Raw genomic sequence first — 24,013 nt, forward strand, 5'->3', positions numbered from 1 at the left:
CTCCTTTCTGTGCGTCGCGTCCTGCTCAGTGGCCGTGCGGGGTGGAGTCGTGGTCGTTCTTGGCGGTCGGTTTGGCCGTCGGCTTGGCCGTCGTGCCCTCGCCGGCCTTCGCGGTGAAGTCAGCGGTGTGTACGGCTCCGCCGTGCTGGAAGTCCAGGAACAGACGGTAGTCGCCGCCGCTGGGTGCCTCGGCGTAGAACGTGATGCCCGGACCCGGCTGGGTCTTGCCGTCGCCCGGTGCGCCGTCGGGGTGCACGTGCAGATAGGCCAGGTCGCCGGCGCGCAGGGCCACGAGGTGTCCATATGCCCCTAGATACGGCTGCAGGTCGGTGACCGGCTTGCCGTCCTTGCTGACGTTCAGCGTGAGCTTGCTCGACTGGCCGGGGACCAGGTCTCCGTCGAGCGTCACCGTGTAGCCGTCGACCTCGGAGGTGCGGCTGACCGCCTTCAGCGGCTTGGGCTGGAAGTCGCCCGCGACCTGGATGTCGGCGCCGAGCGTCAGGGCCTGGCCGCCGGTCGGGGTGAAGTCGGCGAACGCGCGGAAGGTTCCGGCCGCCGGGAAGGCGATCTTGACCGACCAGGTGCCGTCGGCGCTCATCTCGGGGTGGACGTGCTGGAAGCTGGACAGATCACGGGAGACGACGATGAAGTGCAGCTTCTTGTCGTGTTCGACCTGGTAGTCGGTCACCGGCTTGCCGCTGGGGCCCGTCACGGTGAACTGGAAGTCGGTGGGCGCACCGGCCTTGGCGGCGGTGAGCGGGTTGAGTGTGTAGCCGTTCTGCGACACTTGGAGCCCCCCGGGGGTATCACTGTCCTTCTGAGCCGTCGTTGGCTGCTTGGACATTTGCGACATGTCATGAGTTGCGGTGGCTGGTTTCTGCGGGGTGGCCTGGGGGCCGACCAGGTTGCCGACGCCCCAGGTCCCGCCGAAGACGACCGCAAGGCCGAGCACATATGTCCCGAGCTTCGCGGCGGTGTTCACTTCGTCACCAGCTCATATCCGGCCTCTTCGACGGCCGAGCGGATGTCCGCGGCGTCGATCGGGCTCACGCTCTCCACGGTCAGCAGGCCACTGGCCAGGTCAACCTCCACGGAGGAGACTCCCGCGACCTCGCTGACCTCTTCCTTGACGGAGCTGACGCAGTGGCCGCAGGTCATGCCCTTGACGGTGTAGGTGGCGCTGGTCATGTCGATCTCCTTAACTGTTCTGTCTGCCTCCGAGTGTAACACCGTACCCCCCTAGGGTATTTCGGAGCTACACGGAAACCGTGTCCAGATCCTGTACGGCCGCGCGCGGCGGACGCATGAGCACCACGCTCAGCAGCGCGCCGAGACCCGCCACCACCGCGGCCCCGATGAAGGCGCCCTGGAAGCCGTCGATCAGCTCGTCCTGCGACGTCGCGATGGCCGTCATGACGGCGAGTCCCACGGCGGAGCCCACCTGGTAAGTGGTGTTCACGATGCCCGAGGCCAGCCCGGCCTCCTCCGGCTTGGCGCCGGACATCGCCGAGATCATGGCCGGGATGTACGCCAGCGACATGCCCACGGCCGCGATCAGGCTGGCCGGCAGCACGTCCGCCGCGAACGACCCGTCCGGCCGCGCGAACGACAGCCCCGCCACACCCGCGGCCAGCACCGCCAGCCCGAGCACGATGAGCGGCTTGGCACCGAACCGGCCGAGCAGCCTGGCCGTGATGCCGATCATGAAGATCATGACCGCGACCGTCATCGGCAGCAGCGCCGCGCCGCTGGCGAACGCGCCGTAGCCGAGGGTCTGCTGCAGGTAGAGGTTCAGGAAGTACCACATCGGGATCCATGCCGCGCCGAGCAGCGCCATGGCCAGGTTGGCGGTGGCCAGGCCGGGCGTACGCCAGATCGACAGCGGCATCAGCGGCTGCTTGACCATGCGCTGCACGATCAGGAACAGCACCAGCAACGCCGCGCCCGCCGCTCCGGCGATCAGGTTCTCCGCCACGATCGCGTACACGATCAGCGCCAGGCCGGCGGTGACCGAGATCGCGCCCACGACGTCCACCGAGCCACGCCTGCCCTTGACCGCGGGGAGCAGACCGGTGGCCGCCAGCGTGGCCAGGCCGATCGGGATGTAGACGATGAAGACCCACGGCCAGCTCAGGTACTCGGTGATGACGCCGCCCAGGAAGACTCCGGCGGTGCCGCCCGCTGGGGCGGCTGCGCCGTACAGGGCCATGGCCTTGCCGAGCTCCTTCTGGTTGTGCCCGAAGAGCATCATGAGCAGCGTCATCGCGGCGGGCGCGATGAGCGCCCCGCCCACTCCCTGTACGGCGCGGCCGAGCACCTCGACCCACGCCGTGCTCGCGGCGGCGGCCAGCACCGAGCCGGCGATCAGGATGATCCAGCCGGTGGTGAAGACCTTGCGCGCGCCCAGCAGGTCGGACAGCCGGCCGCCGAGCAGGAGCAGACCGCCGAACGCGATCACGTAGGCGTTGAAGACCCACTGGAGCCCGCCCGGGGTGAACCCCAGCTGCCGCTGCATCTCGGGGAGCGCCACGCCGATGATGGACGTGTCCATGATCACCATGAACTGCGCGGTCGCGAGCACGAGGAGCGCCCACCACCGCCTGGGATTTTCGGTAGCCACTGCCATTCTCCTTTGCACTTATACCCCCGTGGGGTATCTCGACGGCGAGGAGCGTAACATACCCCCTAGGGGTTTGTCCACTTGCCTGATTCGTGAGGTTCATGGGTGCTCGACAGCGGGAGTACGGCCATCCCTTGCTAGGCTGCATCCAACCGTTGGGTCTCACCCCGGCAGGTGAGACCGTCGAAGAAGTGGGGTCACACCGTGAAGAAGCTGATCGTTCTGGCGCTGATCGCCCTTGGGGGGTTGCTGATCTGGCGTAAGGTGCAGGCCGACCGCGCCGAGCTCGACCTCTGGACCGAGGCGACCGGCAGCGAGAACTAACCGACCTGGCGAGGCGATGAGCGACGTCGTCGTCCCCATCAAGCTGGCGTGCATCGACCTCGCCGGCACAACGATCGGTGACATCGCCATGGTCGAGCGTGCGTTCGCCGAAGCGATCGCAACTCAGGGCATCGTCCCCGGGACCGGGGCCTATGCGCGTGCCATGGTTCACGTGCACCGGTCCCGGGGATGTCCCAAGATCGAGGTCTTCCGCGGGATCTTCCCCGGCAACGAGGCCCAGGCACAAGCGGCGAACCTGACGTTCGAACGCTCCTATCAGGGTGCCCTGGACCGCGCCGGACTCGTCCCGATTCCCGGCGTGCTGGAGACGCTCGACAAGTTGCGCGGCTCCGGCGTGCAACTCGCCCTGATCACCGGCTTCAGCCGGGCCACCTTAGGCCGGGTGCTTGGCGTGCTCGGCTGGCACGACCGGGTCGACCTGGCCATCTGCCCCGAGGACGCCGGGGGACGTGGACGGCCTTGGCCGGACATGGTGCTGCATGCCGTTCTTCGGTTGGGCATCGAGGACGTCCGGCAGGTCGCCGTGGTCGGAGACGCCGAGAGCGACATGCTGTGCGGACGGCGGGCCGGGGCCTCGGTGGTGGCCGGCGTCATGACCGGAGTACACAGCCGGGAACGCCTCCTCAAGGGCGGCGCCACCCACATCCTGGACTCAATCGCCGACCTTCCCGATTTGATCTTGAGCGAAGACTTGGGGACGCACCAGGTAACCGCTGCGGGCCGGTAAGCTAGTGCGTCGTAGGGGGCCTTAGCTCAGCTGGCAGAGCGCCTGCTTTGCAAGCAGGATGTCAGGAGTTCGAATCTCCTAGGCTCCACCTGCATGGACTTGCCCCTCATGCGCGCTTCGCGCGTGGGGGGCAAGACTGTTTCTCCAGTCGAGCTGAAGCTCGACCCCTGAAGGACCTCCCTCCGGTCGGCCGTCTTGTTGTGGCCCGCCCGTTGCCCGGCTAAGTGGTTAGGCAGTTGGAGCCCGCCCTGGTCCAAAGGTGCTCCGCTTCGCTCCGCGCGTTTCCCTATGTCGCTCGCGCCCTCGCATGCCATCGCTTCTACGTGTGTGGGATCACGAACGGGGTCCACCTCAGGCGAATCTCCCTGCTCGGAATGTCAGTCGCATGCCCTAGCGTGTCCACCTATCAAGCAAGCCGGACCGCGAGCTTCATTTCCCGCCTTAGCCCACCGGGCGCTCTGGTTGACGTGTCCTAGTGCACGAAGAGCGCCCCTGGGCGAGGAGGCCCTGCCGCGCGGATTTTGTCGTGCAGCAAGGGCATCGGTGTGATCCCTTCGGCCAGGTCGCCGGGCAAGGTGTCAGAGCTCTGGGCATCGAGGGGACGCCCGCTTGCACTTGCTGCTTGTCGGCCTTGCCTTCTGAAGTGGCGGGTGGCACGGTGGCCGACCATGAGTAGGAGACGCTATGTCGCTAGAGGCGTTTCCGGCGGCTACCGGATCTGGGACAACAAGGCGCGTCGCTGGTGGGGTGACCTCTATGAGCTATGTCCTGATGATCTGCTTGACGAGCTGAACGGCGCCCGGGACTACGACAGAATCACGACGCTTCTCAAGCGATATAGGGCTGAGAAGCGGTAGTCGCAGGCGATGGGGGAAGTGTGGAGGCGCCGATTGCGTCTGCCTCCAGTTGATGGCTTGGCAGCGTAGTCCGCACTGTGCGCATGATTTCGTCGGTCAGTAGCGACATCGTTTGTTGGTGAGTTTGGACAGCGGTTGGCGATCAACAGGCGCAGAAATGTTGGTGAGAAATGGCAGCACCCACCTCCGCCCGTTCTCTAGCGGAGACGGGCCAGCAAGTGGGCGTCCAGGAAGCCCCGCTCGGAGGCCGGGTCGTGGAGCAGCCGCGCGAATGTGGCGAACCCAGCCCCGGCCAGCAACTCGGCGAAGCGGTCCGCCGGCCAGCTATAGGCGGGTGTCACCTTGTGGTCGAAGCGGACCGGCTCGGGCGCGTCGGTTCCGAAGAACGAGACCAGGAGAAGGCCCCCCGGCGCCAGGACACGCGCCTGCTCGGCGAGCAGCGCGGGTAGTTCCCCAGGAGGGGTGTGAATCATCGAGTAGTGGGCCAGCACGCCGCCGAGCGCGCCGTCCTCAACGGGGAGTTCCTCCATCCGGGCCTCATCGAACTTCAGCGCCGGATGGGCCCGCCGAGCGTGGTCGACCATGGCCGGAGAGAGGTCGAGCCCGAAGGCATCCAGTTCCAGGTCGTGCAGCATGGCCGTCAGATGTCCGGGCCCGCAGCCGACATCCGCCACCCGCGAATTCCCCGTCCCACGCACCAACTCGGCGAAGGTGCCGATCATGTTCCGTGCGAACGGCTGCGTCTCCAGTCGGTTAGCGAACATCGACGCATATAACTCGACGACCCCGTCGTAGGCCGTCCTGGTCTCGTCCTGGTGCTTCGCCACGGGAAGGACGTTAACACCCCCCATTCTCAGCTGTTCTCCGGCCCCGTGCCGAATCCTGCGCCGTCGTATCGGACTCGCTCGGCTACCAGGACAAGGCCATCACCCGGTGGCGCGACAAGCCGCTGGCGACCACAGTCCGTCACCAGCTGGCTGGACTCCCCGGGGAAGTGGCGACAGTTGATTAGGCGATCACACCAGTATCAGACCCCTGATCGTCAGCCTGCGGTGCGCTGCTCGACCCGAGCTCGGGTCTGGGCCAGGCGGTAGGACTCGGTGCCGGTCTCGATGATGTTCCCGCCGAAGGTGAGCCGGTCGACGATAGCCGCGCATAGCCGGGGGTCAGTGAAGGTCTTGGTCCAGCCGCCGAAGCTCTCGTTGGAGGCGATGGCGACGCTGGCTTTCTCTTCGCGCTCGGTTAGCACCTGGAAGAGGAGTTCGGCGCCGCGGCGGTCGAGTTCCATGTAGCCCAGCTCATCGATGCAGAGCAGGTCGACTCGGCCGTAGCGGGCGATGGTCTTGGACAGTTGCTTGTCGTCGGCGGCTTCGACCAGTTCGTTGACCAGCTTGGTGGCCAGGGTGTAGCGGACGCGGAAGCCCTTCATCGCAGCCTCGGTGCCCAGCGCGATGAGCAGGTGGGACTTGCCGGTGCCCGAGTCGCCGATGAGGCAGAGCGGCTGTCCTTTCTTCACCCATTCGCAGGCGGCGAGGGTGTGGATGACGGCGGGGTCAATGTGGGGGTTCGCGTCGAAGTCGTACTCGCGTAGTGACTTGTCACGAGGGAAAGCGGCGGCCTTGATCCGGCGTTCGGAGCGGCGGCGCGCGGTCGTCGCATTCGGCCATCAGCAGTTCGGCCAAGAAGCCCAAATAGGTCATCTGCTCGCGGGTCGCGGTGTCGGCCAACTCGCCGAATTGACGGCGGATGGTCGGCGGCCGAAGCATCCGACAGGCCGAGTCCACGGCGGCCTGGGCGGCTTGCTCGGTCAATCCGCGGTGGCGGGGAAAGGTCATGAGGTGTCTCCCTGGGCGGACGGCTGCGTGGCGGGTCGGCGATGTCGCAGCAACTGGTCGTAGGCGGCCACCGAGGGCAGCGGCCGGTTATCGGGCGGCAGGTGTGCCAGGCGCCGCTCGGTCAGGAAGGTCACCGTCGCGCCGGTCGGTACTGAGCCGGATGCGGTGACGGGTTCGGTGCTGGTGTTGGTGGAGGAGTCAGAGTCGGCGGCTTTGCGAGCCTCCAAGGCGACGGCATCAGCGGTCAGCGCACCAGCCCGGATTGCGGTGGCTATCCCCGTGACGATGTGCTCGTGGGCCATGTGACGGGTCAGCAGGAGCACCTCGATCAAAGCGCGGGTGCCGGCCGCGTCGCCGTGGGCTTTGCAGGCAGCCGCCCATCATTCATCGTGGACGGGGGTGAACTTGCCCGCGGCGCGCGCCTGCTCCAAGACGGTGGCTCCCGGCAGGGCGCCAGGCTTGCGGATGAGGACCTCCAGGTAGTGGTCCAACTCCAGCCGGCTCGCGGTCGGCCAATCGGATGGTCACCTCCCCGAAGTCGACCTCGGCCTCGGCGCCGGGCCGGTGCGACTGGGGCACGAACGCCTTGCTCGGGCCCCGGCCCGACTCGGTCCAGATCTCGGAACGGCGTTGCGCGACGTAGGCGCGAACCATCTGATACGACACTCCCACCGCGTGATGCTCGCTCACCAGCCGGTCGAAGATGCGCTTGGTGGTGTGACGCTGCTTGCGTGGCGCGTCCAGGTCCGCGCGCAGCATCTGATCGATCACGTTCTTGTAGGGGTCGATCTTGGACGTTCGCTGTGGCAGCTTCTTGCGTGGTTCAGGCCATGCCGAGGCCAACGCCTTCTGCACCGTGCGGAACCCGACGCCGTGCTTCGTTTGCAGTGCCCGGTTGGACATGCCAGTGCGAGCATCGCGGCGGATCGCCGCGTACAGCTCAACCTTCGACATGCGAGGCACGTGGGCTCCCTCACGGTGCGTAGCACCCTGATAGTCCCACCGCAACCACTTGGGTGCTGTCAAAACTCAGCAACATAGTCCGGCGGACTACACGACCGCTGTCACGGCCGGCCAACAAACGCTGTCGCAACTCAGGTATAGAGCCAGTGCGCAGGACCCCGGCCAAGCTTGAAGCTTGGCCGGGGTTGCCTTCGTGGCTCTTGCGCTGTGCCCAGGAGGGGTGCTGTCTGGGTGTAGCTCGGACGTTGGCACCTGTGCGGATTGGAGCTGTTCTGGCGTGCTGGAATTCGCGATGCGTTAGTGCACTGTCGTGCCTATCTCTGGCTGCCGAAGGCGGCTACGGCGTCATCTGTCGTGTCGTACAGCACGAACGGGAGTGCTGCCGCGTGGAAGCGTTCGGCCAGGCCCGGTGGTGCGGCTGCGACTACCAGCCATCCCGCTTCGGACCAGGCTTGCTTTCCTGCTCCGATTAGGGCGTCAACTGTAGTTTCATCCCAGTTTGTCATTTCGGTTACGTCGAGCACTACGCATGCAGGAGTAGGGAGCAGGTTCATTACCTCTTGAAGCCGCGTCGCCGGCTCAGCTTCACTACCGAACGCGCCGACGAGTCGCAGGACGGTGCACGTGTCGTGATCAACTCGCTGGACATCGGACATCGATAACTGCCTTCCGCTCGGCCGCCTTTTCCCTTCATTGTGCCGCCCGAGGGGCGTTCTTGACTCAGGGATGATCGATGGCGTCGAGGATTCATGCGGAAAGGGCTGACTCGCTGTCGCTGTCGCCCTCAGAACTGGGCGAGCTGCGCAGGGCTTGGGATGACATATGCGCCTTCGTCAGCTTACGCCAGTGACTGAGGTGAAGCGTCCCTGCGGGTACCTGGCTGGCCTTCCTGGTGACGTTTCGCGCACTTTGCGCTTAAAGTGCGTGACGCTGATTTGCCTCATTAGTGGCTGGTGTCCGCGGTGTCCGCGCTCCGTTTCTGCGTGCAACTGCACCTCCTCACCTGCCTCCTTGGATTCCGGAAGACGCTTAGGTCCTCTAGTCACGGGCTGGGAGCGGTGGCTGTGTCAGTGAAATTCTGGACTCAGGCGAGGTTCTGCCGGGGAAGCAGTCCGAAGTGCTTCGAGTCCGGGCAAGCGAGCTTGAGCAAGGCCTGAGGCCTTGGGATCACTTGGTGGCAGTTCATTATATCGAGGTGGAATTGGGGCCGCGATAGCGCAAAATGGCAGGAAATATGAGGTGTCAGGGAGCTAGTCGGTGGATTTCAGTATGCGGCTTCGCTGCTAGGTTTTGCGGCGGCCAGCGGCCCACCCTGGGAGGGTTTTGGACATGGCTGCGGTGGCGAAGGCACAGCGTTCGTCCATGTTTGATTTGCATTTGGCTGGATCCGTGTCGCGCCATGTCGACTGGGACCATAGGCCGTTCGGAATGAGGTACCGAGCTGCGTGGTGGGTGTTGTTGCGGGCGTCGAGGTGTAGGAGTGCGCCTAGGGCGTGGTCCTGGTCGTAGTGGCAATCCAGGCGGGGGAGGTAGTGGTCGAGGTAGGCGGTCAGGATTTCCGTGTCTTGGGGTTCGGCGAAGCGGGCCAGTGCGAAGCAGTAGCCACTGCCGGCGTGGACTAGGTCGCTCTCCAGGAGGAGTCGGCCCAGGTGTTCGCGGAATTGGGTTCGGCGGTCCAGGCCGATCAGCCAGGCTGCGGTCAGGCGTGCCCGCCATTCGACCGACAGGAGGAACTCGAGTTCTTGGTCGGTGATACGGCGGGCGTCCCTTGCCAGTGCGCGGCCGAAGTGGACCGCCTCTCTGTCCGGCAGGTACAGGAAACCGCCGAGCAGCTTCATGTAGCGGCGAACGCTTCCCCGGCCAGGCGTGACGTAGCGGTGGATGGTGGCCGTCTGCTTGCTCTGAAGCAATAGGCGTAAGCGCATGTGGGCATCATGGCCTCGTTGTCGGCCAAGCGGTAGCTCACTGCGCGGGCTGCTGGCATTATCCAGAAGCGTTGTCCACAGGGTGTGGAAAGTGTCTGTTGTTTGGGTGCGCTGGCTGCCTCCTGTGAGGATCGTCGGGCAGTGCCGGGTGATCTCCATCTGCGGGCGGGCGGACAGGTGGTGGTGTATCTCGTTGTAGAGGCGTTCGCGCTTGCCCGGATGCATAGCGATGTGGCTGAATTCCGGTTGGTGAAAGCGCGGTGGTGGCCGGGCTTCAACTGGGAAGGTGATCACGTTGACGTGGGGATAATCGCCAGGTCGGGATGTGGTTCCCGCGTCAGAGGTTTTTGAGTCCTGTTATTGCGTGCGCGTCGGAGAACAGGTTTGATAAGGGGACGGTTTGCGAGTGTCCATAGGGCATGTTGCGGGCTGGTACCGCTACAGCTTTACTGCGGCTGGACTCACGCCAGGCCGAAGTGTTTGATGGTGCGTTCCGCGACTGCTTCTGCCGATAGGGCGGTGTTGTCGATGCGTAGATAGTCGTCCCGGCCGTCGAACTCGCCGTTCGAGTTGAGGCGGTACGTTGCATCGGCGACCAGTAGGTGTTGTCTTGAGCGGACGAGGTCGCGTTTGGAGGGCTTTTCGGCCAGGCGGAGTTCTCCTTGGTTTCGTTCCAGGCGCACTTCTTGAGTGGCGGAGAGTTCCAGGTAGAGGATTCGGCTGCCGTTGTCGCGGAATGGGGCGGCGTAAGCATCCAGTTCGGCTTGGTCCTCCGGGACGTCGAAGGCCCAGGCATACGTGAAGATCAGGCCGGGTATGGTGCTGGCGGCCACCTCCTCGAATATTCGCCTGCGGAACTCTCCTACGATCTTCCGAAAGGCTCGGTGCCGAAATCGAAGAAGCGCAGCACCGGCTCGACTGACAGGTGGTTGTGGAACAGCTTGTAGCCGGTTCGGTTCGCGATTGCGTTGCCGACTGTCATCTTGCCGACCGCGGGTGGTCCGACAATGCACAGCAGGGTGGGGGTGCTTGATCCGTCGATGTCTTTCACTGTGACACGGTAGACGGGGTGGCTCGTCTTCAGCAACGGGCGCCGTTCAGGCCTTCTCAGGGGAAGGCCATTTGCCTGCCCAGGTTTATGGAGGGGCTCTGTGCAGGCTGTCGCATGCCGATCTATAAGGATTAGTCGATCCAGGCGTCGAACACCCTGTACGGCGGGTCGCCAAGAACCGTTTCCACCTGGAGTCGCGGGTCCAAGGGCAGAGAGAGTATCTGCGAGTCGAGTAAGGCGGTGCCGTGCCGATCCAGCACTTGCCGAAGCTCCCGGCATTCCTCTTCCCGTCCGGCGAGGTCACCATCCGCGACTCGCAACAGTTGAGGCATTTCGTGGAAACTCGAAGGGCAGATACCAGGCTTGAAGAGCGCTGCGAAAGGAGCGAGTCGGCACAGCGCCAAGTACAGCCCTTCGGTATCCGGACCAGCTTCACCGAATCGACGCCTGGCAACGAACACGTCGACGTAGGACGCATATGCCCGAACTCGGCGTGGTGGATTTACAGGTGGGGAAGCCGGCCGATGTCGGCGACGACCCTCCGGATTAATCCCTCGATGGCGGCTACTCCACCCGCCGCACTTGCCAGCTCATCCGGCACGGTCCGTTGGAGAGCTGACGTCGATACTCACGGTGCCCTGAAAGCCTGGAGCACGCGCACCGTCGGATCCGGTGCCCCGTCGTCCCGAAGGCGGTCGGTGAGAAGAAAGCCGGCCAGCTCGAACCCGGAGGCGTCCTCGCCAAGAAGGTACGCCCCGCCGACGAGGTCCGGATTCCAGCCATGCGCCAGCGCGTAATCGATGACCTCTCTTACGTCGCGGGGCGTCGGGTAGCTGTCGTCGGTCGCGCAGCCCCACGGCAGGACGGCTTTGGACAACAAATCGGCCTGGAGCACCTGGCTGTTCTTTCCGGCGCCCCAGACTCGCAGGCGAACACATCTGTGGCAGTCGCCGTCACCGGCCACATGGGCGATCCGCCCCATCCAGATGAACTGCCGCTCGCCCGCCGTGAGCCTTCGCAACCGTGCTCGCATGCCGCCCATTCTCGTGTCTACGAAGGGGGACGGTCTCCGGTGCTGTCCAGCTTCCTCGGCGTCGTGCCCGATCGCCTACGGCTCGGCGAAGCGAACCGTACCGAGCCGTGCCCATGCGGGGAGGAGCGGCGCGATGCCGGAGACCGTACCCGTGCGGGGTCAGCCTCGCGTTTCGACCCAGATGCTGATCGTAGTGTGAGGGGTGATCCGGGTGAAGGAGACGGATCCTACGGGGGCCCATGGGCCCTCGATGGCGATGAGCCCGACCTCTGGGGAGAAGTGTCGCTGGACGACGTGGATGCGGTGTTCGCCGGTGCCGCCGGTGCAGGTGCTAGATGCCGAACTTGAGCTGAGCTGGTACGTGCATCCGGTGGGGGTGGCCATGGCCGGTGTGGCCAGGCCCACGATCAGGGCTGCGGACAGCCCGGCCGTGGTTGCGACCCATTTGCGTAGATTCATGCATGGCTCCTCTGGGCCTGCTGAACAGTGGCGTCCGGGATTCGTCTGAAGGCTCCTCCGGGATTTCTTTAAGTAAAGTTTCTTAAGAGGTAGAGGCAAAGGGTCAGGCGGGGCAGATGTATTTCTTGATCGCGTTGTTGATGCGGTTCCCCTTCGCCGCCCCGAACCCCTTCGGGTGATCAGGGGAGGTGAAGCGCTTGTCCACCTGGATGAGCGCGTCCATCCGCACCTTCGGCCACTGCTGCAGCCACGGGCACTGGTTACGGCCCCGGTCTATCGCCTTCTGCTCGTCGCCGTGCACGATGTCCCGGTCGATCGTGTCCAGTTCGCGGATGTAGTCGGCCCATGCCTCCGGGGCCGGAGTGGGCGGGATGCGGGCCTCTTGGGAGGCGCTGGGGGCCGCGGTCGGGGTGGGAGCCGGGGCTCCGGCATCGGTGCACGCTGAGGTGAGCGCCGCGATGGCGATCGTGGTGGCGGCCACCGCGTACCTGCGCATGGAGTGCTCCTGACGGTGTGATCGGCCGGGCGCTCCATCTTCGCAGCTTGGTTACGGCGCCATCGTGGAGGGACCCCCTGCGGCGGGCGCCGAGGTGAGCTTGTTCGGGAGGGGGAAGACCGGGACGGCGCTGCGCAACGGGTTCATGACGGCTGAGGAACGGGCCCGCTGACAAAGGAGGCCACCGCCCGGTAACCCGGGCAGTGGCCTCCGAAGAAGACACTCCGGAGAAGACCGCTCCGGAGAAGACCGCTCCGGAGAAGACCGCTCCGGAGAAGGTCACTCCGGAGAAAGAGCGCTCCGGAAGGGTCAGCCGCAGTGTTCGAAGGGGCTGGTGTAGGCGCTGCTGCCGACCGAGCCGCCCCACCTCACACACTGTTTGGCCGCGTTCGACCGAACCGGCCCCGCGTAGTAGCCGTAATTGCCAGAGTCGGCAGCACGGCTTTCGCCCTGCGGTTCGAGGAAGGCCGACACCCCCGACGGCGTGCCGAGGCTCGTGGACTTCATCGTCACGACGCAGTTGTTGCCGTTGCCCGCGTTGTAGAGCAGGTAGGTGCGACCACCGGCGAGCGCGGCGGAGTCGATGACCGCGTAACCACTGCCGCAGGCCTTCTCGGGGGTATAGGGATTGGTCGGGTTGCCGCCTCCGCCGCACCCGTTGGTGCTGCTGACGGGCCGCTTCTGGCCCAGGTACACGGTCACGCCGTCCACGGTCGGGCTGGTGTCCATCGCACCGCCGGAGGTCCGCTGTTCGTAGTGGAGGTGCGGGGCCTTGGAGCCGCCGGTCGAGCCGACCGTCCCGATGACGGTGCCCTGGCCGACGCTCATCGAGCCTCCGGCGCCGCGGACCATGCTCGACAGGTGCGCGTACCGGGTCCTGCTGCCGTCACTGTGACGGATTTCGACCCACTTTCCGTAACTGACGCCGCCCGCGTCCTTGAAGTACGCGGTTCCGGCGGCGGTGGCGCGCACGGTTTCCCCGTTGACGTCGTCGCCGTTGTGGTCCTGCCAGTCGATGGAGCCGCCTGGATTGTGGTTCGGGGTCCAGTTATTGGCGCTGAAGGTCTTTCCGCAGCTGAACGGGCTCTTGTGGGACACGGCCAGGGCACTCGTGTCCTCTGCCGAGGCAGCCTGGGGGATCGTCGCGACGGCGAGCGCGCATAAGGCGGTGACGGTCACGGATTTGAGGAGCTTCGGCCAGGTGGGGGGCATGCTCACCTCTCTGAACGCGCATTTCGGGGGGTGCGGTCCCCCGATATAGATCATGAAGATAGTGGCGAAGGTTGTCTTCATTCAATCTTTGTCGAATGAAATTTTGCGGCTCTTAATCTTGGTGTCGTACGCGATAAACACCTGGAGAGATTGACCAGCTACAGACGGTCTCGTACGTTCCATTCAGCGCGTTGGACGTATCGCCAGGAGGCGACCTCAATGGAACAGTCCAGCACCACATGGCCCTGGCCGGACCTGCCGCCCGGCCCCCTCGGCTCACCCTCGCCCGATCTGCCCCGCCGGCACGCCGAGGCTCCGCTGGAGCCGACGACGATGCCGAGCGGCGACAAGATCGTGATGGCCGTCCGGTACGAAGACGTCCGCACCCTGATGACCTCGCCGAAGTGCAGCCGGAACCTACGGGCCCCCGGCCTGCCCAGGATGGTCAGCGGCACCAGCGTGGACGACGACCCCGCCGCCCTCATCAACCAGGACCCGCCGGAACACACCAGGTACCGGCGCATCATGCAGGGCACGTTCACGCCCCGGCACATCGAACGCTGGCGTCCCCGCGCCGCGGCCATCGCGAACGAGCTGCTGGACCGGGCGGGCACGGACTTCGACGTGGTGGCCGACTTCGCGCTGCCGCTGCCGGCCCGGGTGATCTGCGAGATGCTCGGCGTCCCGATGGACCGCTTCGAGCAGTTCCGCGGCTGGACCGAGACGTTCCTGTCCACCTCCGACGCCGACGCCGAGGCGAGGGGCGCGGAGTTCGCCGCGTTCCTGGACTACGCCCGCGAGCTCATCGCCGCCCACCGGGCCGGCCCCGGCGACGATCTGCTCGACCTGCTCATCGAGGCCCGCGACGAGGGCGACCGGCTCAGCGAGGACGAGCTGACCAACATGGTGTTCACGCTGATCCTGGCCGGGCACGAGACCACCGCCTCGATCATCATCAGGGGCGTGTTCCGCCTGCTGAGCCATCCGGAGCAATTGGGGCAACTGGTGGCGTACCCAGAACTGCTGGAACCCGCGGTGGAGGAGATCCTCCGCTACGAGGGGTCGGGCGGCAACGGGCTCCTGCGGCTGGTGACCAGGGACCTCGAGCTGTCGGGCGGGGTCGTGCCCGGCGGTTCCGTCGTGCTGCCGAACCCGTCGGCCGCCAACCACGACCCGGCCGTGTACGCCGATCCGGGCCGGTTCGACCTCCGGCGGTTCGCCACCTCTCCGCCGCATCCGCACCTGTCCTTCGGGCATGGTACGCACTACTGCCTGGGCGCGAATCTCGCCCGAATGGAGCTCCAGGAGGCGTTCCGTGCGCTGAGCCGCCGGCTGCCCGGGTTGCGGGCGACGGAGGATCTGGCGTCGGTGCGGTGGAGCTCCGACGGGCTGATCTACCGGCCGCTGCGGCTGGGGGTGAGCGCCTAAGCGGGTGGGCCCAGGTCGACCCACAGGGAACGCAGGCCCCGGAGGCGGTCGCTGCGGGTCCAGACCGGAGGTCGTCCCGGGGCTCGGGAGAAGGCGGGGAAGCGGGCCAGCAGCGCGGTGAAGGCGATCTCCGCCTCCATCCTGGCCAGCGGCGCGCCGAGGCAGTGGTGGATGCCGTGTCCGAACCCCAGGTGGCCGGTGGCGGGTCTCCTGACGTCGAGCGCGTCCGGCTCGGTGAAGCGGGCCGGGTCACGGTTGGCGGCCAGCAGGGACACCTGGACGATCTCGCCGGCCGGGATCTTGACGCCGCCGTAGGACACCGGCGCGGTCGTGACCCGGAAGCTCGCCTGGCCGACCGGGCCGTCGAAGCGCAGGAACTCCTCGACCGCGCCCGGCACCAGGGACGGGTCGGCGCGCAGCGCGGCGAGCTGGCCGGGATGGTCGAACAGGGCGTTCAGCGCGTTGCAGATCAGGTTGACGGTGGTCTCGTACCCGGCGACGAGCAGCAGGAAGGCGGTGGCGATCAGCTCTCGCTCGGTGAGCGCGTCGCCCTCGTCGCGGGCCTGGACCAGCGCCGACAGCATGTCCTCGCCCGGGTCGGCGCGCTTGGCGGCGACCAGCGCCGTCAGATATCCGACCATCGCGGCGGACGCCGCCGCCTTCTCCTCGGCGGGCGCGTGGCCGATGAGGGCGTCGGTCCAGGACTCGAAGTCGCCGCGTTCACCGGGGACGATGCCGAGGATCTCGCAGATCACCGTGATCGGCAGAGGCCCGGCGAAGCGGGCCATGAGGTCGACCACGCCGCCGTCCCGGGCGAGGTCGTCCAGCAGCGATCCGGTGATCTCGGCGATCCGGGGGCGGAGCGCGTCGATCGCCTTCGGGCTGAACGCCTTGGCCGCCAGGCGGCGGAGCCTGGTGTGGTCGGGCGGATCGCAGTTGATCATGCTCTGGGTGAGCCACTGGCCGCTGATCATCGGACGGGCGCCGTGCCGGGCGAGCGCGGCTTCGACGGTCGCGGTCGCCTTGGACAGCGCGGGATCGGCCAGCGCGGCCCGCCCCTCGGCATAGCCGGTGATCAGCCAGCCCGGGGTGCCGCCCGGCGCCTGGTCCATCCAGAGCACCGGGGATTCGCCGCGCCAGGCGGTGTAGCGGGCGTGCGGATCGTCGTAGAAACCCTCATCCATTACGGCAGAACCTTGGTGGTCAGCGGGGCCTTGAAGGGGAGGACGAAGAGGGGGCCGGTGACCACGGCCTGTTCGCTGCCCGGCCCGAAGGGGAGGTCGGCGATCTGGCGGCAGGTTCCCCGGTCTTCGATTCCGAAGATCGGGCGGCCGTCGCGGCCGACGTTGAAGCGGCCGGTCAGGGAGATGCGATCACGGACCTTTCCCCGCTCGTCCACGAAGAAGCCGTGAATGGGGGCGGTCGCGGAGAAACCCCGCCTTCCCTGGACCTCCTGGACGAGGTCGGAGATCCGGAAGCTCAGGGTACGGCCTTCGGCGTCGGTCACCGTGCCTTCCAGTTCGCCCAGGAACGGGGTGAAAAGGCCAGGTGCGGCCGTGGCGAAGCCGTCCGGGTACGGCTGGGGGCGTTTGGCAAGCTGGGAGATCCGCCACATGCGTTTGAAGGTGCCAGTCCTGATCGTGTACGTGCCGTTGTCGCACACGAACGGGCGCAGGGTGCGGCCGGTCAGGTCGATGGTTTCGCGGACGATCGGGTTGCCGGTGCCGGGGTCGCCGAAGCGGTCCTCGTCCACGCGTACCGACAGTCTGTGGGGGGTGAGTTTCAGGACGAAGCCGGGGCCTATGGCTCTGACCTGGTGGGCGTTCTCCTTGATGGTCAACCCGGGGGCGCCCGGTTGGGCGGGGAGCGCCAGTGCAGTGAGCAGGGTGACGGTGATCCGTAAGACCATGGGGTCCTCCCTCGCGACCGCGATCACTTCAGCGTACTAGTCACCGCCCGGCAGGACGAGGCCGTTGTCGTAGGCGAAGATCGTGGCGTGCAGGCGGTCGCGGACGCCGAGCTTGGCCAGGATGGCGGCGACGTGGTCCTTGACGGTGGCGGCGCTGATGCCGAGCTTCTCGCCGATCTCGGCGTTGCTGTGGCCTCGGGCCAGCTGCCCGAGGACGTCGTTCTCCCTGGGGGTCAGTGCGGCGAGTTCCGGGGAACGGCTGGGCGGGCGGTGCCGGGCGAACTGCTGGATCAGGCGGCCGGTGACGGCCGGGTCGAGGAACGACTGCCCGGCGGCGGTCAGCCTGACGACCTCGATGACGCGGCCGGGATCGGCGTCCTTCAGCAGGAAGCCGCAGGCGCCGGCGCGCAGGGCCGAGTACACGTATTCGTCCAGGCCGAACGTGGTCAGGACGACGACGCGGGAGCCGGGCAGCGCGGTGGTGATCGTCCGGGTGGCGGCCAGGCCGTCGGTGCCGGGCATCTTGATGTCCATCAGGATGACGTCCGGGCGCCGCTCCTCGGCCTGGGCGACCGCGGCGGCGCCGTCGGCGGCCTGGGCCACGACGGTGATGTCGGGTTCGGCGGACAGGACGGCCGCGATGCCCGCGCGTACCATCGCGTGGTCGTCGGCGACCAGGACGCTGATCATGCCGGCAGCCAGACGCGGACCTGGGCGCCTCTCGCGGACACGGCGCCGCCGGCCGCCTCCGCGACCGCGCGCAGACGCCGGGTGACGCGACCGGCCGGGGCGGACAGTTCCACGCCTTCCGGTAGGTAGGTGACGGTGAGCGGGGCGTCGTGGCCGAGGAGTTCGCGGGCCGCCCAGAACGCCGTCGCCTCCACCGCGCCGTGCAGCTGCCTCCGTTCGCCGACGCTGGTGACGAGCACGCCACGCCGTACGGCGAGCGCGTCGATGCCGGCCAGGCACGGCGGCGGGTCGTCGGCGGCGGGACGGCGGAGTTCGCCGAGCAGATCGCGCAGCGCGTTGAGCGCGGCCCGCGAGCGCGCGGCGACCACGGGCAGGTCGTCGCTAGCGGCCACCAGTGCTTCGGCGTGCCGCAGCGCGGTCGCGCGCAACCGGGCGGCGACGCGGGCCCGCTCGGCCAGCGCCGCCCGCTCGCGCAGCCGGCCGTGGCGGGCGGCGGCACCGTCGCGGCGGCGCGCCCTCCTCGCCGCGAGCAGCACCCCGGCCGCCCACGCGATCCCCACCGGGACCAACACGAACGCGCTCAGCACCACCCACGCGGCGAACCGGTTCCCGGTGATCCCCGGCCCCCAGGCCAGCGCGGCGCCCATCGTCGAACTCACGGCCAGCGGCGCGAGCACACCGCGCGGGCCACGGGCGAGGCCGATGCCGTAGACCATGATCAACTCGATCCAGCCGCACCACAGCACGAGGTCGCCGCCCGGCGTGATCGGCCAGCCGGAGACCCGCGCCAGCTCGATCAACGGGTAGAGGGACAGGGTCACGGCGAGCGCGGGGATCGGGCGCGCGACGTGCCAGCGCAGCGGGAGCGCGTGCAGGATCAGCAGGGGTACGAGCAGCGCCAGCTCCTTGGCCAGCAGCGGAACGTCACCCGGATCGGGCACCATCAGCCCGCCCACCGGAATCCCGACACCCAGCACCACCGGCGCCCAGTTCCGCACATGCTCGCTCCACCACCGCGCCCGCCGCGGCCCGCCGTCGCCGAGCGGCAGCACGGCACGCACCCGCCAGCCACCCGCCACCGGACCCGCTTCCAGCGAGCCGCCCGCAGCCGCGGCCTCCGCGCGCAGAACCGCCAGGCCGCAGCCGCTGCCCGCGTCGAACGCGCCGCCCCTGCCCTGGTCGGTGACGGTGACCACCAGCCGCCCGCCATGCCCTCTGACCAGCACCTCGACCGGCACGCCCGGCGCGTGACGCCTGCTGTTGGTCAGCGCCTCGCGCACGATCCGCACCGCCAGCGCCGCGATCGGCGGCGGCGCGTCCTCGGCGTCCCTGCGGTAGGAGACGTCTTGCTCCGGCCAGCCGGCGACCAGCGTGTCCAGGTCGGCCAGGTGCGCGTGGTCCGCGCGGGCGTCGAGCGCGGTCAGCCTGGTCAGCTCCGCGACGACCAGCCGTCCTTCCCGTACGGCGTGCGCCACCGCCTCAGCCGTCAGCCGCTCGTCCCGCACGTGCAGGGCGGACGAGGCGCCGATCATGATGCCGGTCAGCCGGTGGGCGGCGGTGTCGTGCAGGTCGGCGGCCAGCCGGTGCCGCTCGGCCTCGGCCGCCAGACCGGGCACCGCCGCAGCGCCCGAGGCGTACGCGGCGAACGCTCGCCTCCTGGCTCCCCGCACCCGGGCCGACCGGCCCAGTGCCCAGCCGGCGGCGCTGAGGCCCGCCGCCAGGAACATCACCCCGGCGACCTGGTCAGGGGTGCCGCCGTTGGCCAGGGCCACGGTTGTCGCGCTCGCTCCGGCCACGGTCACGAACCAGAGGACGACGCGGGCCGTACAGCAATAGGACAGCCCTGCCACCAACGCGACGGCCGCGAACGAGCCTGCCCACCACACCGTCCCAGGATAGGGATATCTTGACGGGCCATGTCGCCGAGAGCGTGGTTATGGTGGAGCGTCGCCGTCGTGCTCACGCACGTGCACATGGTCTACGACCGAGGCTCCGACGGCATCGGCTGTCCCGGAGGGTTCGGCCTTTACCAGGTGGTCGCCGCCGAGCTGTGGTCGATCGCGGACTGGGTGCCGCTGGTCTGGTACTCGGGGATTCCGGCGGTCGGCCTGGTCGTGGTGACGTGCTGGCTGTGGGAGCCGTGGATGGCGCCTTCACCCGCTTCGACCTGCTCCCGCCCCTGGCGGCGCTGTGCATGATCGCCGCAGTGCGCACCCGGAGGCTCCTGAACGCCAGGAGCGGGAGTTCGAGACGGCGTTCCAACGGGGTCAGGTGACGAGGAGCAGGGACTTGCCTACCGTGGTGCGGTTGGCGAGGGAGGTGTGGGCGTCGGCGGCGCGGGACAGGGGGAACGTGGCGCCGATCCGTGGCGTGATGACGCCCTTCGCGGCCAGGTCGAGCGCCTGGGCCAGCACCTCGCGGACCATGTCCTGCTCGGGCGGGCCCGCCTCCAGCGTGTTGTGGACGTGTACGCGGCGCCGCTCGGCGAGTTCCGGGTCGATGGTGGTGAAGTCCCCGCCGGCGGTGCCGTACGTGACGAACCGCCCGCCCTCGGCGGCCGTCTCGAAGGCGGCGAGCCCGAGCGGGCCGCCGACGCCGTCGAAGACGAGGTCGACGCCGCCGGTCGCCTCGCGTACCCGCTGCTGCCAGCCTTCGGCCGAGTAGTCCACGACGACCTCGGCGCCCAGTTCGCGGGCCAGGGCCAGCTTCTTCTCACCGCGCGCCGCCGCGACCACCCTGGCCCCGGCGTCGCGGGCGAGCTGCACCAGGATCGACCCGGCCCCGCCCGCCGCCGCGCTGACCAGGACCCACTCCCCCTTCCTGATCGCCCCGTCTCGGGCGAGCAGCAGCGCCGTCACCCCGTCATGCAGTACGGCCGCCGCCTCCCGGAACCCCAGCCCGTCCGGCATCTCGACCACCTCACCGGCGGCGGCGACGATCCGCTCGGAGTACCCGGTGGACGACCTGGCCACCACCCGCCGCCCGGCCCAGGACGGGTCGACGCCTGCGCCCACGGCCGACACCACGCCCGCTCCGCCGCCGCCGGGGACGTAGGGGAGGTCTCGGGGGAAGTAGTCACCGCCCCACCCGGCGCGCAACAGGGTGTCCAGGTAGATAACGTCGGCGACGGCCAGGTCGACGACCAGTTCGCCCGCGCCGGGGACCGGGTCGGGCACTTCGACGGGCGTCAGGACTTCAGGGCCGCCGAACTCTCGCACGTGAATGGCTCTCATGCCCCCTACTCTTCAACCTCCACCATGGTTGAGGTCAAGAAAATGCCGTTGAGCAACGATGAGAGGCCGAACTCGAAGGCGTCGCCGCCGTCGGGGTAGTCCGGCTCCATGCGGGCCCGCAGGCGGGGGAAGCGGCGCGCGGTCTCGACCATCTCGGCCATCGCCTCGTCCATCCGCTTCTCCTCGTCGGCGCCCGCGCGGCGTACCTTCGCGCGCAGGGCGGACTCGGCCGCCTCGCCCTGCGCGGCGCCGATCACGAACATGAGGATCGACGCGGCGACCCGGTCGGCGTCGGCGCCGCCGAAACCGGCCGACTCGTGGACGGCCAGGCAGTGGTCGTCGTAGCGGGCCTTGTTGGGGCCGTAGATGACGTGGGTGCTCATGGCCGGGATCAGCCAGAAGTGGCGGACGATCATCTTGTGGGCGCCGCGGGCGAGTCCGGCGGCGGCCTCGCGCCAGTCCGTGGCGGCCGGGCCGGGCAGCTCGATCTCGCCGAAGACGTGGTCGGCGGCCAGTTCGACGAGCCGGTCCTTGCTCTTGACGTGGTAGTACATGGCGGTCGCGGCCGAGTCGAGCTGGGCGCCGAGCCGCCGCATGTTCAGGCCGGCCACGCCCTCGGCGTCCAGGACCTCGACGGCGGCCAGGACGATCTGCTCCTTGGTCAGCGGCATGCCACCATCGTATTGCACTTAGTTCAACTCCGCTCTAGGGTTTTACTAAGTTCAAAATGAGGAGACATCCATGAACGCCCGCATCGCCGCAGCGGTTATCCAGCTCCTGACCGTGGTCCCGTTCCTGCTGGGGATCTACTCCGTGACCTTCTACGGCGCCGCCGCCCAGCGGCCGCCGAGGCCGAGATGGCCCGCCAGAACCAGCCCGTGGAGCTGCTGACCCAGAACGGCATCAGCTTCGCAGGCAGCGAGGGCCCGGCGATCGTGATCATCGTCATCCTGGCGGCCCTGGCGCTGCTCAACCTGGCCGGCCGGCGGATCGGCCGGATCCTGTCCTGGATCTTCCAGCCGATCCTGCTCGTGCTCGGCGTCGTCATCATTCCCGGCCAGGTGTTCACGGCCCGCTTCCTGGAGCCGGTGCTGCCCGGCGTGGACGTGCACGCGCTGGTCGCCGCGGCCCTGGACGCCATGCCCGCCTGGGCGACCGCCGCGAGCTGGGCCAAGCTCGCGCTCACCACCGCCGGCTCGATCGCCGTGGTGGTGCTGCTGATCCGGGCGGCTAAAGCCACTTCGCGGTAGGCCAGGACTCCAGGTGCCAGGCGCTGTCCCAGAACATCCACTCGAACTCCGACGCCTTCACGAAGGCCGCCCGCATCTGCTCCAGGAGCGCCGGGTCTGCCTCGGCCGCGAGCCGGTCGGTGATCTGCTTGGCCCGGGTGACCGACGCGGCGTAGGCGGGATCGGCGTAGGTGGCGATCCAGGCGCGGTAGGGATGAATCTCGGAGGTACGGCCGACCAGCGCGGCGCCGACGTCCTCGTAGATCCAGAAACAGGGAAGCACCGCAGCCGCCAGCACCGGGTAGGGCGCCGACAGCGCGGTGGCCTGCAGCCAGGAGGAGTAGCCGAGGGCCGTGGGCGAGGTGGGAACGCCGGTCAGGTCGGCGGCCGTCAGGCCGTACTCCTCGATGTAGCCCTCGTGAAGCGTGCGCTCGGCGGCGATCGCGTCGTGGGCTGCCTGCGACCAGAACGCCATCTCGTCCGGGTCCGCCGCCCTGACGGCCGCGGTGGCCAGGGCCTTGGCGAACGCCTCCAGGTAGCGGGCGTCCTGGACGATGTAGAAGGCGAACCGCTCGCGGGAGAGCGTGCCGTCGCCCAGGGCCGTGTTGAACGGGTGCTCGTGGATGGCCCGCAGCAGGTCGGCGGTTTGGGCCCAGGCGTCGTCGGTGAACACGACAGTCCCTTCGCTAGTCCGAACTAGATCAGGTTCGACGGGTTTGATCTCAGCCCCGGCAAGAGGGGCACCCCGCGTCGCCTCACAGGCTAGCGCCGCCCGATGCGGACCTACTCGCCGGGCGGCTTGCGTAGCTGTTCGCTACCTGGGGGTGCGCGTGCTCACCGTGATGGCCGCCACGGCGGTGAGGGCCATCAGGAGGGCGGCGAACCACAGGGCTCCGGTGATGGCGGTGTTGTCGGCCACGATCCCGCCGAGCGCGGCGCCGAAGGCGATGGCCAGGTTGAAGACGGTGGTGTTCAGGGCGGTGGCCGCCTCGGCCGAGGATCCGGCGCCCTGGAGGATCCAGGTCTGCACGGCGACGGGGGCGCCGCCGTAGGCCAGGCCCCAGATCAGCAGCAGGATCGAGCCGGTCACCGGCGTGGTGCCGACCAGCGGGAAGATCGCCATGATCACGGCCAGGGTCACGCTCAGCGTGATGACCCGGCGCCTGACGTTCCAGGAGGAGCCGACGAAGGTGCCGACGACTCCGGCGACGCCGAAGCCGAGCAGGACCGGGCCGATCATGTCGGCGGGCACGCCGGAGACGTTCTGCAGGATCGGGCTGATGAAGGTGTAGGCCGCGAACTGGCCGCTGACCACGAGGAACGTGGAGATGACGGCCACGCGGACGACCGGGTTGCGGAACTGGCGGGGCAGTTCGCGCAGGCGGACGGGGGCGGTGGCGGGGATTCTCGGCAGCAGCCACAGCAGCGCGCCGACCACCAGCAGGGCCAGCACGCCGACGGCGGCGAAGGCGACCCGCCAGTCGGTGAGCCCGCCGATGAGCGTCCCGGCCGGGACGCCGAGCACGTTCGCCGCTGTCGCACCGCCGAAGGCCAGCGAGGTGGCCCTCGGGACATGACGTTCGGGCACCAGCCGTACGGCGATGCCCGCCGCGAGCGCCCAGAACCCGCCGATGCCGATGCCCACCAGGAACCGGGAGGCCAGCATGACGCCGAAGTTGGGCGCCACCACGGAGATCGCGTTGGCCACCACCATCAGGCTGAGCAACCCGATCAACACGGTACGCCGGTCGAGCCGCCCGATCGCCACGGGCAGCAGGGGCGCGGTGGCGGAGGCGACCAGGCCGGGCACGGTCACCATGAGCCCGGCGGCGCCCTCGGAGATGTCCAAGGATCCGCCGATGGCGGTGAGCAGGCCCACGGGCAGCTGCTCCACGGTGACCATGGCGAAGGTGCCCACGGCCACGGCCGCCACGGCCAGCCATTCCTTCAGTGAAACCTCTTCTTGCGTGACGATGGACACGCTGATCACCTCTCATTGAT

27 protein-coding genes, 1 tRNA gene, 2 pseudogenes and 1 riboswitch are annotated in these 24,013 nt (G+C 68.1%); of the genes and pseudogenes, 7 read left to right on the top strand and 23 right to left on the bottom strand.

The window, feature by feature from the left end:
- Window positions 1–25: 25 nt before the first annotated feature.
- The 3 genes from HNR40_RS06860 to HNR40_RS06870 form a co-directional block, all read right to left on the bottom strand.
- Window positions 26–982 carry a DUF8832 domain-containing protein gene (locus tag HNR40_RS06860; RefSeq protein WP_184959060.1) on the bottom strand — a complete coding sequence of 319 codons (957 nt, stop codon included), beginning with the start codon at window positions 980–982 and terminating at the stop codon, window positions 26–28.
- Window positions 979–1,188, bottom strand: a complete 210-nt coding sequence (locus HNR40_RS06865) for a heavy-metal-associated domain-containing protein (protein WP_184959061.1) — start codon at window positions 1,186–1,188, stop codon at window positions 979–981. The genes HNR40_RS06860 and HNR40_RS06865 overlap by 4 nt, the downstream gene beginning before the upstream one ends.
- A gap of 67 nt (window positions 1,189–1,255) precedes the next feature.
- The gene (locus HNR40_RS06870) at window positions 1,256–2,620 is read right to left on the bottom strand and encodes an MFS transporter (protein ID WP_184959062.1); all 1,365 of its coding nucleotides are present in this window, start codon (window positions 2,618–2,620) and stop codon (window positions 1,256–1,258) included.
- Window positions 2,621–2,824: 204 nt separating this feature from the next.
- Here HNR40_RS06870 and HNR40_RS53495 point away from each other — a divergent pair, with 204 nt between their 5' ends.
- The 3 genes from HNR40_RS53495 to HNR40_RS06880 all read left to right on the top strand — a co-directional run bounded on the left by HNR40_RS53495 (window position 2,825) and on the right by HNR40_RS06880 (window position 3,780).
- Entirely contained in the window at window positions 2,825–2,944 is a 120-nt protein-coding gene (locus HNR40_RS53495; protein ID WP_214319204.1) for a DLW-39 family protein, read from the top strand.
- Window positions 2,945–2,960: 16 nt separating this feature from the next.
- Window positions 2,961–3,692: an HAD family hydrolase gene (locus tag HNR40_RS06875; protein ID WP_184959063.1), complete on the top strand. Its 732-nt coding sequence runs from the start codon at window positions 2,961–2,963 to the stop codon at window positions 3,690–3,692.
- Window positions 3,693–3,707: 15 nt separating this feature from the next.
- A tRNA-Ala gene (locus tag HNR40_RS06880) sits at window positions 3,708–3,780 on the top strand.
- Between the two features lie 966 nt (window positions 3,781–4,746).
- Here the strand turns inward: HNR40_RS06880 and HNR40_RS06885 are convergent.
- The 12 genes and pseudogenes from HNR40_RS06885 to HNR40_RS06920 form a co-directional block, all read right to left on the bottom strand.
- Complete coding sequence (locus HNR40_RS06885; protein WP_139635863.1) at window positions 4,747–5,376, bottom strand: class I SAM-dependent methyltransferase; 630 nt, start codon at window positions 5,374–5,376, stop codon at window positions 4,747–4,749.
- A 215-nt stretch (window positions 5,377–5,591) separates the two neighbouring features.
- On the bottom strand, window positions 5,592–6,173 hold the full coding sequence (gene istB, locus HNR40_RS06890; RefSeq protein WP_312896235.1) for an IS21-like element helper ATPase IstB: 582 nt from the start codon (window positions 6,171–6,173) through the stop codon (window positions 5,592–5,594).
- Window positions 6,148–6,384, bottom strand: coding sequence for a hypothetical protein (locus tag HNR40_RS56100; protein ID WP_281395048.1), 237 nt, complete (start codon window positions 6,382–6,384; stop codon window positions 6,148–6,150). Before HNR40_RS56100 ends, istB begins: the two co-directional genes overlap by 26 nt.
- Window positions 6,381–7,338: pseudogene (locus HNR40_RS06895) on the bottom strand (hypothetical protein). The gene HNR40_RS56100 and the pseudogene HNR40_RS06895 overlap by 4 nt, the downstream one beginning before the upstream one ends.
- 323 nt (window positions 7,339–7,661) lie before the next feature.
- Entirely contained in the window at window positions 7,662–8,003 is a 342-nt protein-coding gene (locus HNR40_RS57810) for an STAS domain-containing protein (protein WP_376773449.1), read from the bottom strand.
- 627 nt (window positions 8,004–8,630) lie between these two features.
- The gene (locus HNR40_RS54260; RefSeq protein ID WP_221339941.1) at window positions 8,631–9,566 is read right to left on the bottom strand and encodes a DUF6000 family protein; all 936 of its coding nucleotides are present in this window, start codon (window positions 9,564–9,566) and stop codon (window positions 8,631–8,633) included.
- Between the two features lie 167 nt (window positions 9,567–9,733).
- Entirely contained in the window at window positions 9,734–10,105 is a 372-nt protein-coding gene (locus tag HNR40_RS06905; RefSeq protein ID WP_221339942.1) for a hypothetical protein, read from the bottom strand.
- Window positions 10,106–10,134: 29 nt separating this feature from the next.
- Window positions 10,135–10,323, bottom strand: a complete 189-nt coding sequence (locus tag HNR40_RS53500; RefSeq protein ID WP_221339943.1) for a hypothetical protein — start codon at window positions 10,321–10,323, stop codon at window positions 10,135–10,137.
- A gap of 628 nt (window positions 10,324–10,951) precedes the next feature.
- Entirely contained in the window at window positions 10,952–11,356 is a 405-nt protein-coding gene (locus HNR40_RS06910; RefSeq protein ID WP_184959064.1) for a hypothetical protein, read from the bottom strand.
- 562 nt (window positions 11,357–11,918) lie between these two features.
- Window positions 11,919–12,311 carry a hypothetical protein gene (locus HNR40_RS54265; protein WP_246508363.1) on the bottom strand — a complete coding sequence of 131 codons (393 nt, stop codon included), beginning with the start codon at window positions 12,309–12,311 and terminating at the stop codon, window positions 11,919–11,921.
- A gap of 229 nt (window positions 12,312–12,540) precedes the next feature.
- Window positions 12,541–12,687, bottom strand: a pseudogene (locus HNR40_RS57815) (pentapeptide repeat-containing protein); the annotation flags it as partial.
- Window positions 12,621–13,604, bottom strand: coding sequence for a M23 family metallopeptidase (locus tag HNR40_RS06920; protein ID WP_221339944.1), 984 nt, complete (start codon window positions 13,602–13,604; stop codon window positions 12,621–12,623). The gene HNR40_RS06920 and the pseudogene HNR40_RS57815, both read right to left, overlap by 67 nt.
- A 138-nt stretch (window positions 13,605–13,742) precedes the next feature.
- Here HNR40_RS06920 and HNR40_RS06925 point away from each other — a divergent pair, with 138 nt between their 5' ends.
- Window positions 13,743–14,951 carry a cytochrome P450 gene (locus tag HNR40_RS06925; RefSeq protein WP_184959066.1) on the top strand — a complete coding sequence of 403 codons (1,209 nt, stop codon included), beginning with the start codon at window positions 13,743–13,745 and terminating at the stop codon, window positions 14,949–14,951.
- On the opposite strand, the gene HNR40_RS06930 is transcribed toward HNR40_RS06925, so the two are convergent.
- Genes HNR40_RS06930 through HNR40_RS06945 form a run of 4 tightly spaced genes read right to left on the bottom strand, consistent with a single transcriptional unit; the run spans window position 14,948 to window position 19,436 of the window.
- The gene (locus HNR40_RS06930) at window positions 14,948–16,135 is read right to left on the bottom strand and encodes a cytochrome P450 family protein (protein WP_184959067.1); all 1,188 of its coding nucleotides are present in this window, start codon (window positions 16,133–16,135) and stop codon (window positions 14,948–14,950) included. The two genes, HNR40_RS06925 and HNR40_RS06930, sit on opposite strands and share 4 nt — an antisense overlap.
- Complete coding sequence (locus HNR40_RS06935) at window positions 16,135–16,860, bottom strand: hypothetical protein (RefSeq protein WP_184959068.1); 726 nt, start codon at window positions 16,858–16,860, stop codon at window positions 16,135–16,137. Before HNR40_RS06935 ends, HNR40_RS06930 begins: the two co-directional genes overlap by 1 nt.
- A gap of 36 nt (window positions 16,861–16,896) precedes the next feature.
- On the bottom strand, window positions 16,897–17,550 hold the full coding sequence (locus HNR40_RS06940) for a response regulator (protein ID WP_184959069.1): 654 nt from the start codon (window positions 17,548–17,550) through the stop codon (window positions 16,897–16,899).
- Entirely contained in the window at window positions 17,547–19,436 is a 1,890-nt protein-coding gene (locus tag HNR40_RS06945; RefSeq protein ID WP_184959070.1) for a sensor histidine kinase, read from the bottom strand. The genes HNR40_RS06940 and HNR40_RS06945 overlap by 4 nt, the downstream gene beginning before the upstream one ends.
- A gap of 30 nt (window positions 19,437–19,466) precedes the next feature.
- On the opposite strand from HNR40_RS06945, the gene HNR40_RS06950 reads away from it, so the two are divergent.
- Entirely contained in the window at window positions 19,467–19,748 is a 282-nt protein-coding gene (locus HNR40_RS06950; protein ID WP_184959071.1) for a hypothetical protein, read from the top strand.
- Window positions 19,749–19,817: 69 nt separating this feature from the next.
- On the opposite strand, the gene HNR40_RS06955 is transcribed toward HNR40_RS06950, so the two are convergent.
- A complete protein-coding gene (locus tag HNR40_RS06955) occupies window positions 19,818–20,783 on the bottom strand; it encodes a zinc-binding dehydrogenase (protein ID WP_184959072.1) in 966 nt (321 codons plus the stop codon).
- 5 nt (window positions 20,784–20,788) lie between these two features.
- On the bottom strand, window positions 20,789–21,454 hold the full coding sequence (locus tag HNR40_RS06960; protein WP_184959073.1) for a TetR/AcrR family transcriptional regulator C-terminal domain-containing protein: 666 nt from the start codon (window positions 21,452–21,454) through the stop codon (window positions 20,789–20,791).
- Window positions 21,455–21,524: 70 nt separating this feature from the next.
- Between HNR40_RS06960 and HNR40_RS06965 the strand changes: the two genes are divergently transcribed.
- Window positions 21,525–21,674, top strand: coding sequence for a hypothetical protein (locus HNR40_RS06965; RefSeq protein ID WP_184959074.1), 150 nt, complete (start codon window positions 21,525–21,527; stop codon window positions 21,672–21,674).
- On the top strand, window positions 21,662–22,033 hold the full coding sequence (locus HNR40_RS06970) for a hypothetical protein (RefSeq protein WP_184959075.1): 372 nt from the start codon (window positions 21,662–21,664) through the stop codon (window positions 22,031–22,033). Before HNR40_RS06965 ends, HNR40_RS06970 begins: the two co-directional genes overlap by 13 nt.
- On the opposite strand, the gene HNR40_RS06975 is transcribed toward HNR40_RS06970, so the two are convergent.
- Both HNR40_RS06975 and HNR40_RS06980 read right to left on the bottom strand, forming a co-directional pair.
- The gene (locus HNR40_RS06975) at window positions 22,014–22,685 is read right to left on the bottom strand and encodes a TenA family protein (protein ID WP_184959076.1); all 672 of its coding nucleotides are present in this window, start codon (window positions 22,683–22,685) and stop codon (window positions 22,014–22,016) included. The two genes, HNR40_RS06970 and HNR40_RS06975, sit on opposite strands and share 20 nt — an antisense overlap.
- A riboswitch (TPP riboswitch) is annotated at window positions 22,673–22,770 on the bottom strand. Its footprint overlaps the gene before it by 13 nt.
- 56 nt (window positions 22,771–22,826) lie before the next feature.
- Complete coding sequence (locus HNR40_RS06980) at window positions 22,827–23,993, bottom strand: MFS transporter (protein WP_312896219.1); 1,167 nt, start codon at window positions 23,991–23,993, stop codon at window positions 22,827–22,829.
- Between the last annotated feature and the right edge of the window lie 20 nt (window positions 23,994–24,013).

The sequence above is a fragment of the Nonomuraea endophytica genome (assembly GCF_014203235.1).
Taxonomy (GTDB): domain Bacteria; phylum Actinomycetota; class Actinomycetes; order Streptosporangiales; family Streptosporangiaceae; genus Nonomuraea; species Nonomuraea endophytica.

Coding starts and splice junctions, on each gene's coding strand:
- HNR40_RS06930 (WP_184959067.1), bottom strand. CDS start 16,135: ATGGATGAGGGTTTCTACGACGATCCGCACGCCCGCTACACCGCCTGG.
- HNR40_RS06910 (WP_184959064.1), bottom strand. CDS start 11,356: ATGCGAGCACGGTTGCGAAGGCTCACGGCGGGCGAGCGGCAGTTCATC.
- HNR40_RS06940 (WP_184959069.1), bottom strand. CDS start 17,550: ATGATCAGCGTCCTGGTCGCCGACGACCACGCGATGGTACGCGCGGGC.
- HNR40_RS54265 (WP_246508363.1), bottom strand. CDS start 12,311: ATGCGCAGGTACGCGGTGGCCGCCACCACGATCGCCATCGCGGCGCTC.
- HNR40_RS06935 (WP_184959068.1), bottom strand. CDS start 16,860: ATGGTCTTACGGATCACCGTCACCCTGCTCACTGCACTGGCGCTCCCC.
- HNR40_RS56100 (WP_281395048.1), bottom strand. CDS start 6,384: ATGACCTTTCCCCGCCACCGCGGATTGACCGAGCAAGCCGCCCAGGCC.
- HNR40_RS06875 (WP_184959063.1), top strand. CDS start 2,961: ATGAGCGACGTCGTCGTCCCCATCAAGCTGGCGTGCATCGACCTCGCC.
- HNR40_RS06925 (WP_184959066.1), top strand. CDS start 13,743: ATGGAACAGTCCAGCACCACATGGCCCTGGCCGGACCTGCCGCCCGGC.
- HNR40_RS06865 (WP_184959061.1), bottom strand. CDS start 1,188: ATGACCAGCGCCACCTACACCGTCAAGGGCATGACCTGCGGCCACTGC.
- HNR40_RS06965 (WP_184959074.1), top strand. CDS start 21,525: ATGAACGCCCGCATCGCCGCAGCGGTTATCCAGCTCCTGACCGTGGTC.
- HNR40_RS06950 (WP_184959071.1), top strand. CDS start 19,467: ATGTCGCCGAGAGCGTGGTTATGGTGGAGCGTCGCCGTCGTGCTCACG.
- HNR40_RS06955 (WP_184959072.1), bottom strand. CDS start 20,783: ATGAGAGCCATTCACGTGCGAGAGTTCGGCGGCCCTGAAGTCCTGACG.
- HNR40_RS06960 (WP_184959073.1), bottom strand. CDS start 21,454: ATGCCGCTGACCAAGGAGCAGATCGTCCTGGCCGCCGTCGAGGTCCTG.
- HNR40_RS57810 (WP_376773449.1), bottom strand. CDS start 8,003: ATGTCCGATGTCCAGCGAGTTGATCACGACACGTGCACCGTCCTGCGA.
- HNR40_RS06920 (WP_221339944.1), bottom strand. CDS start 13,604: ATGAAGACAACCTTCGCCACTATCTTCATGATCTATATCGGGGGACCG.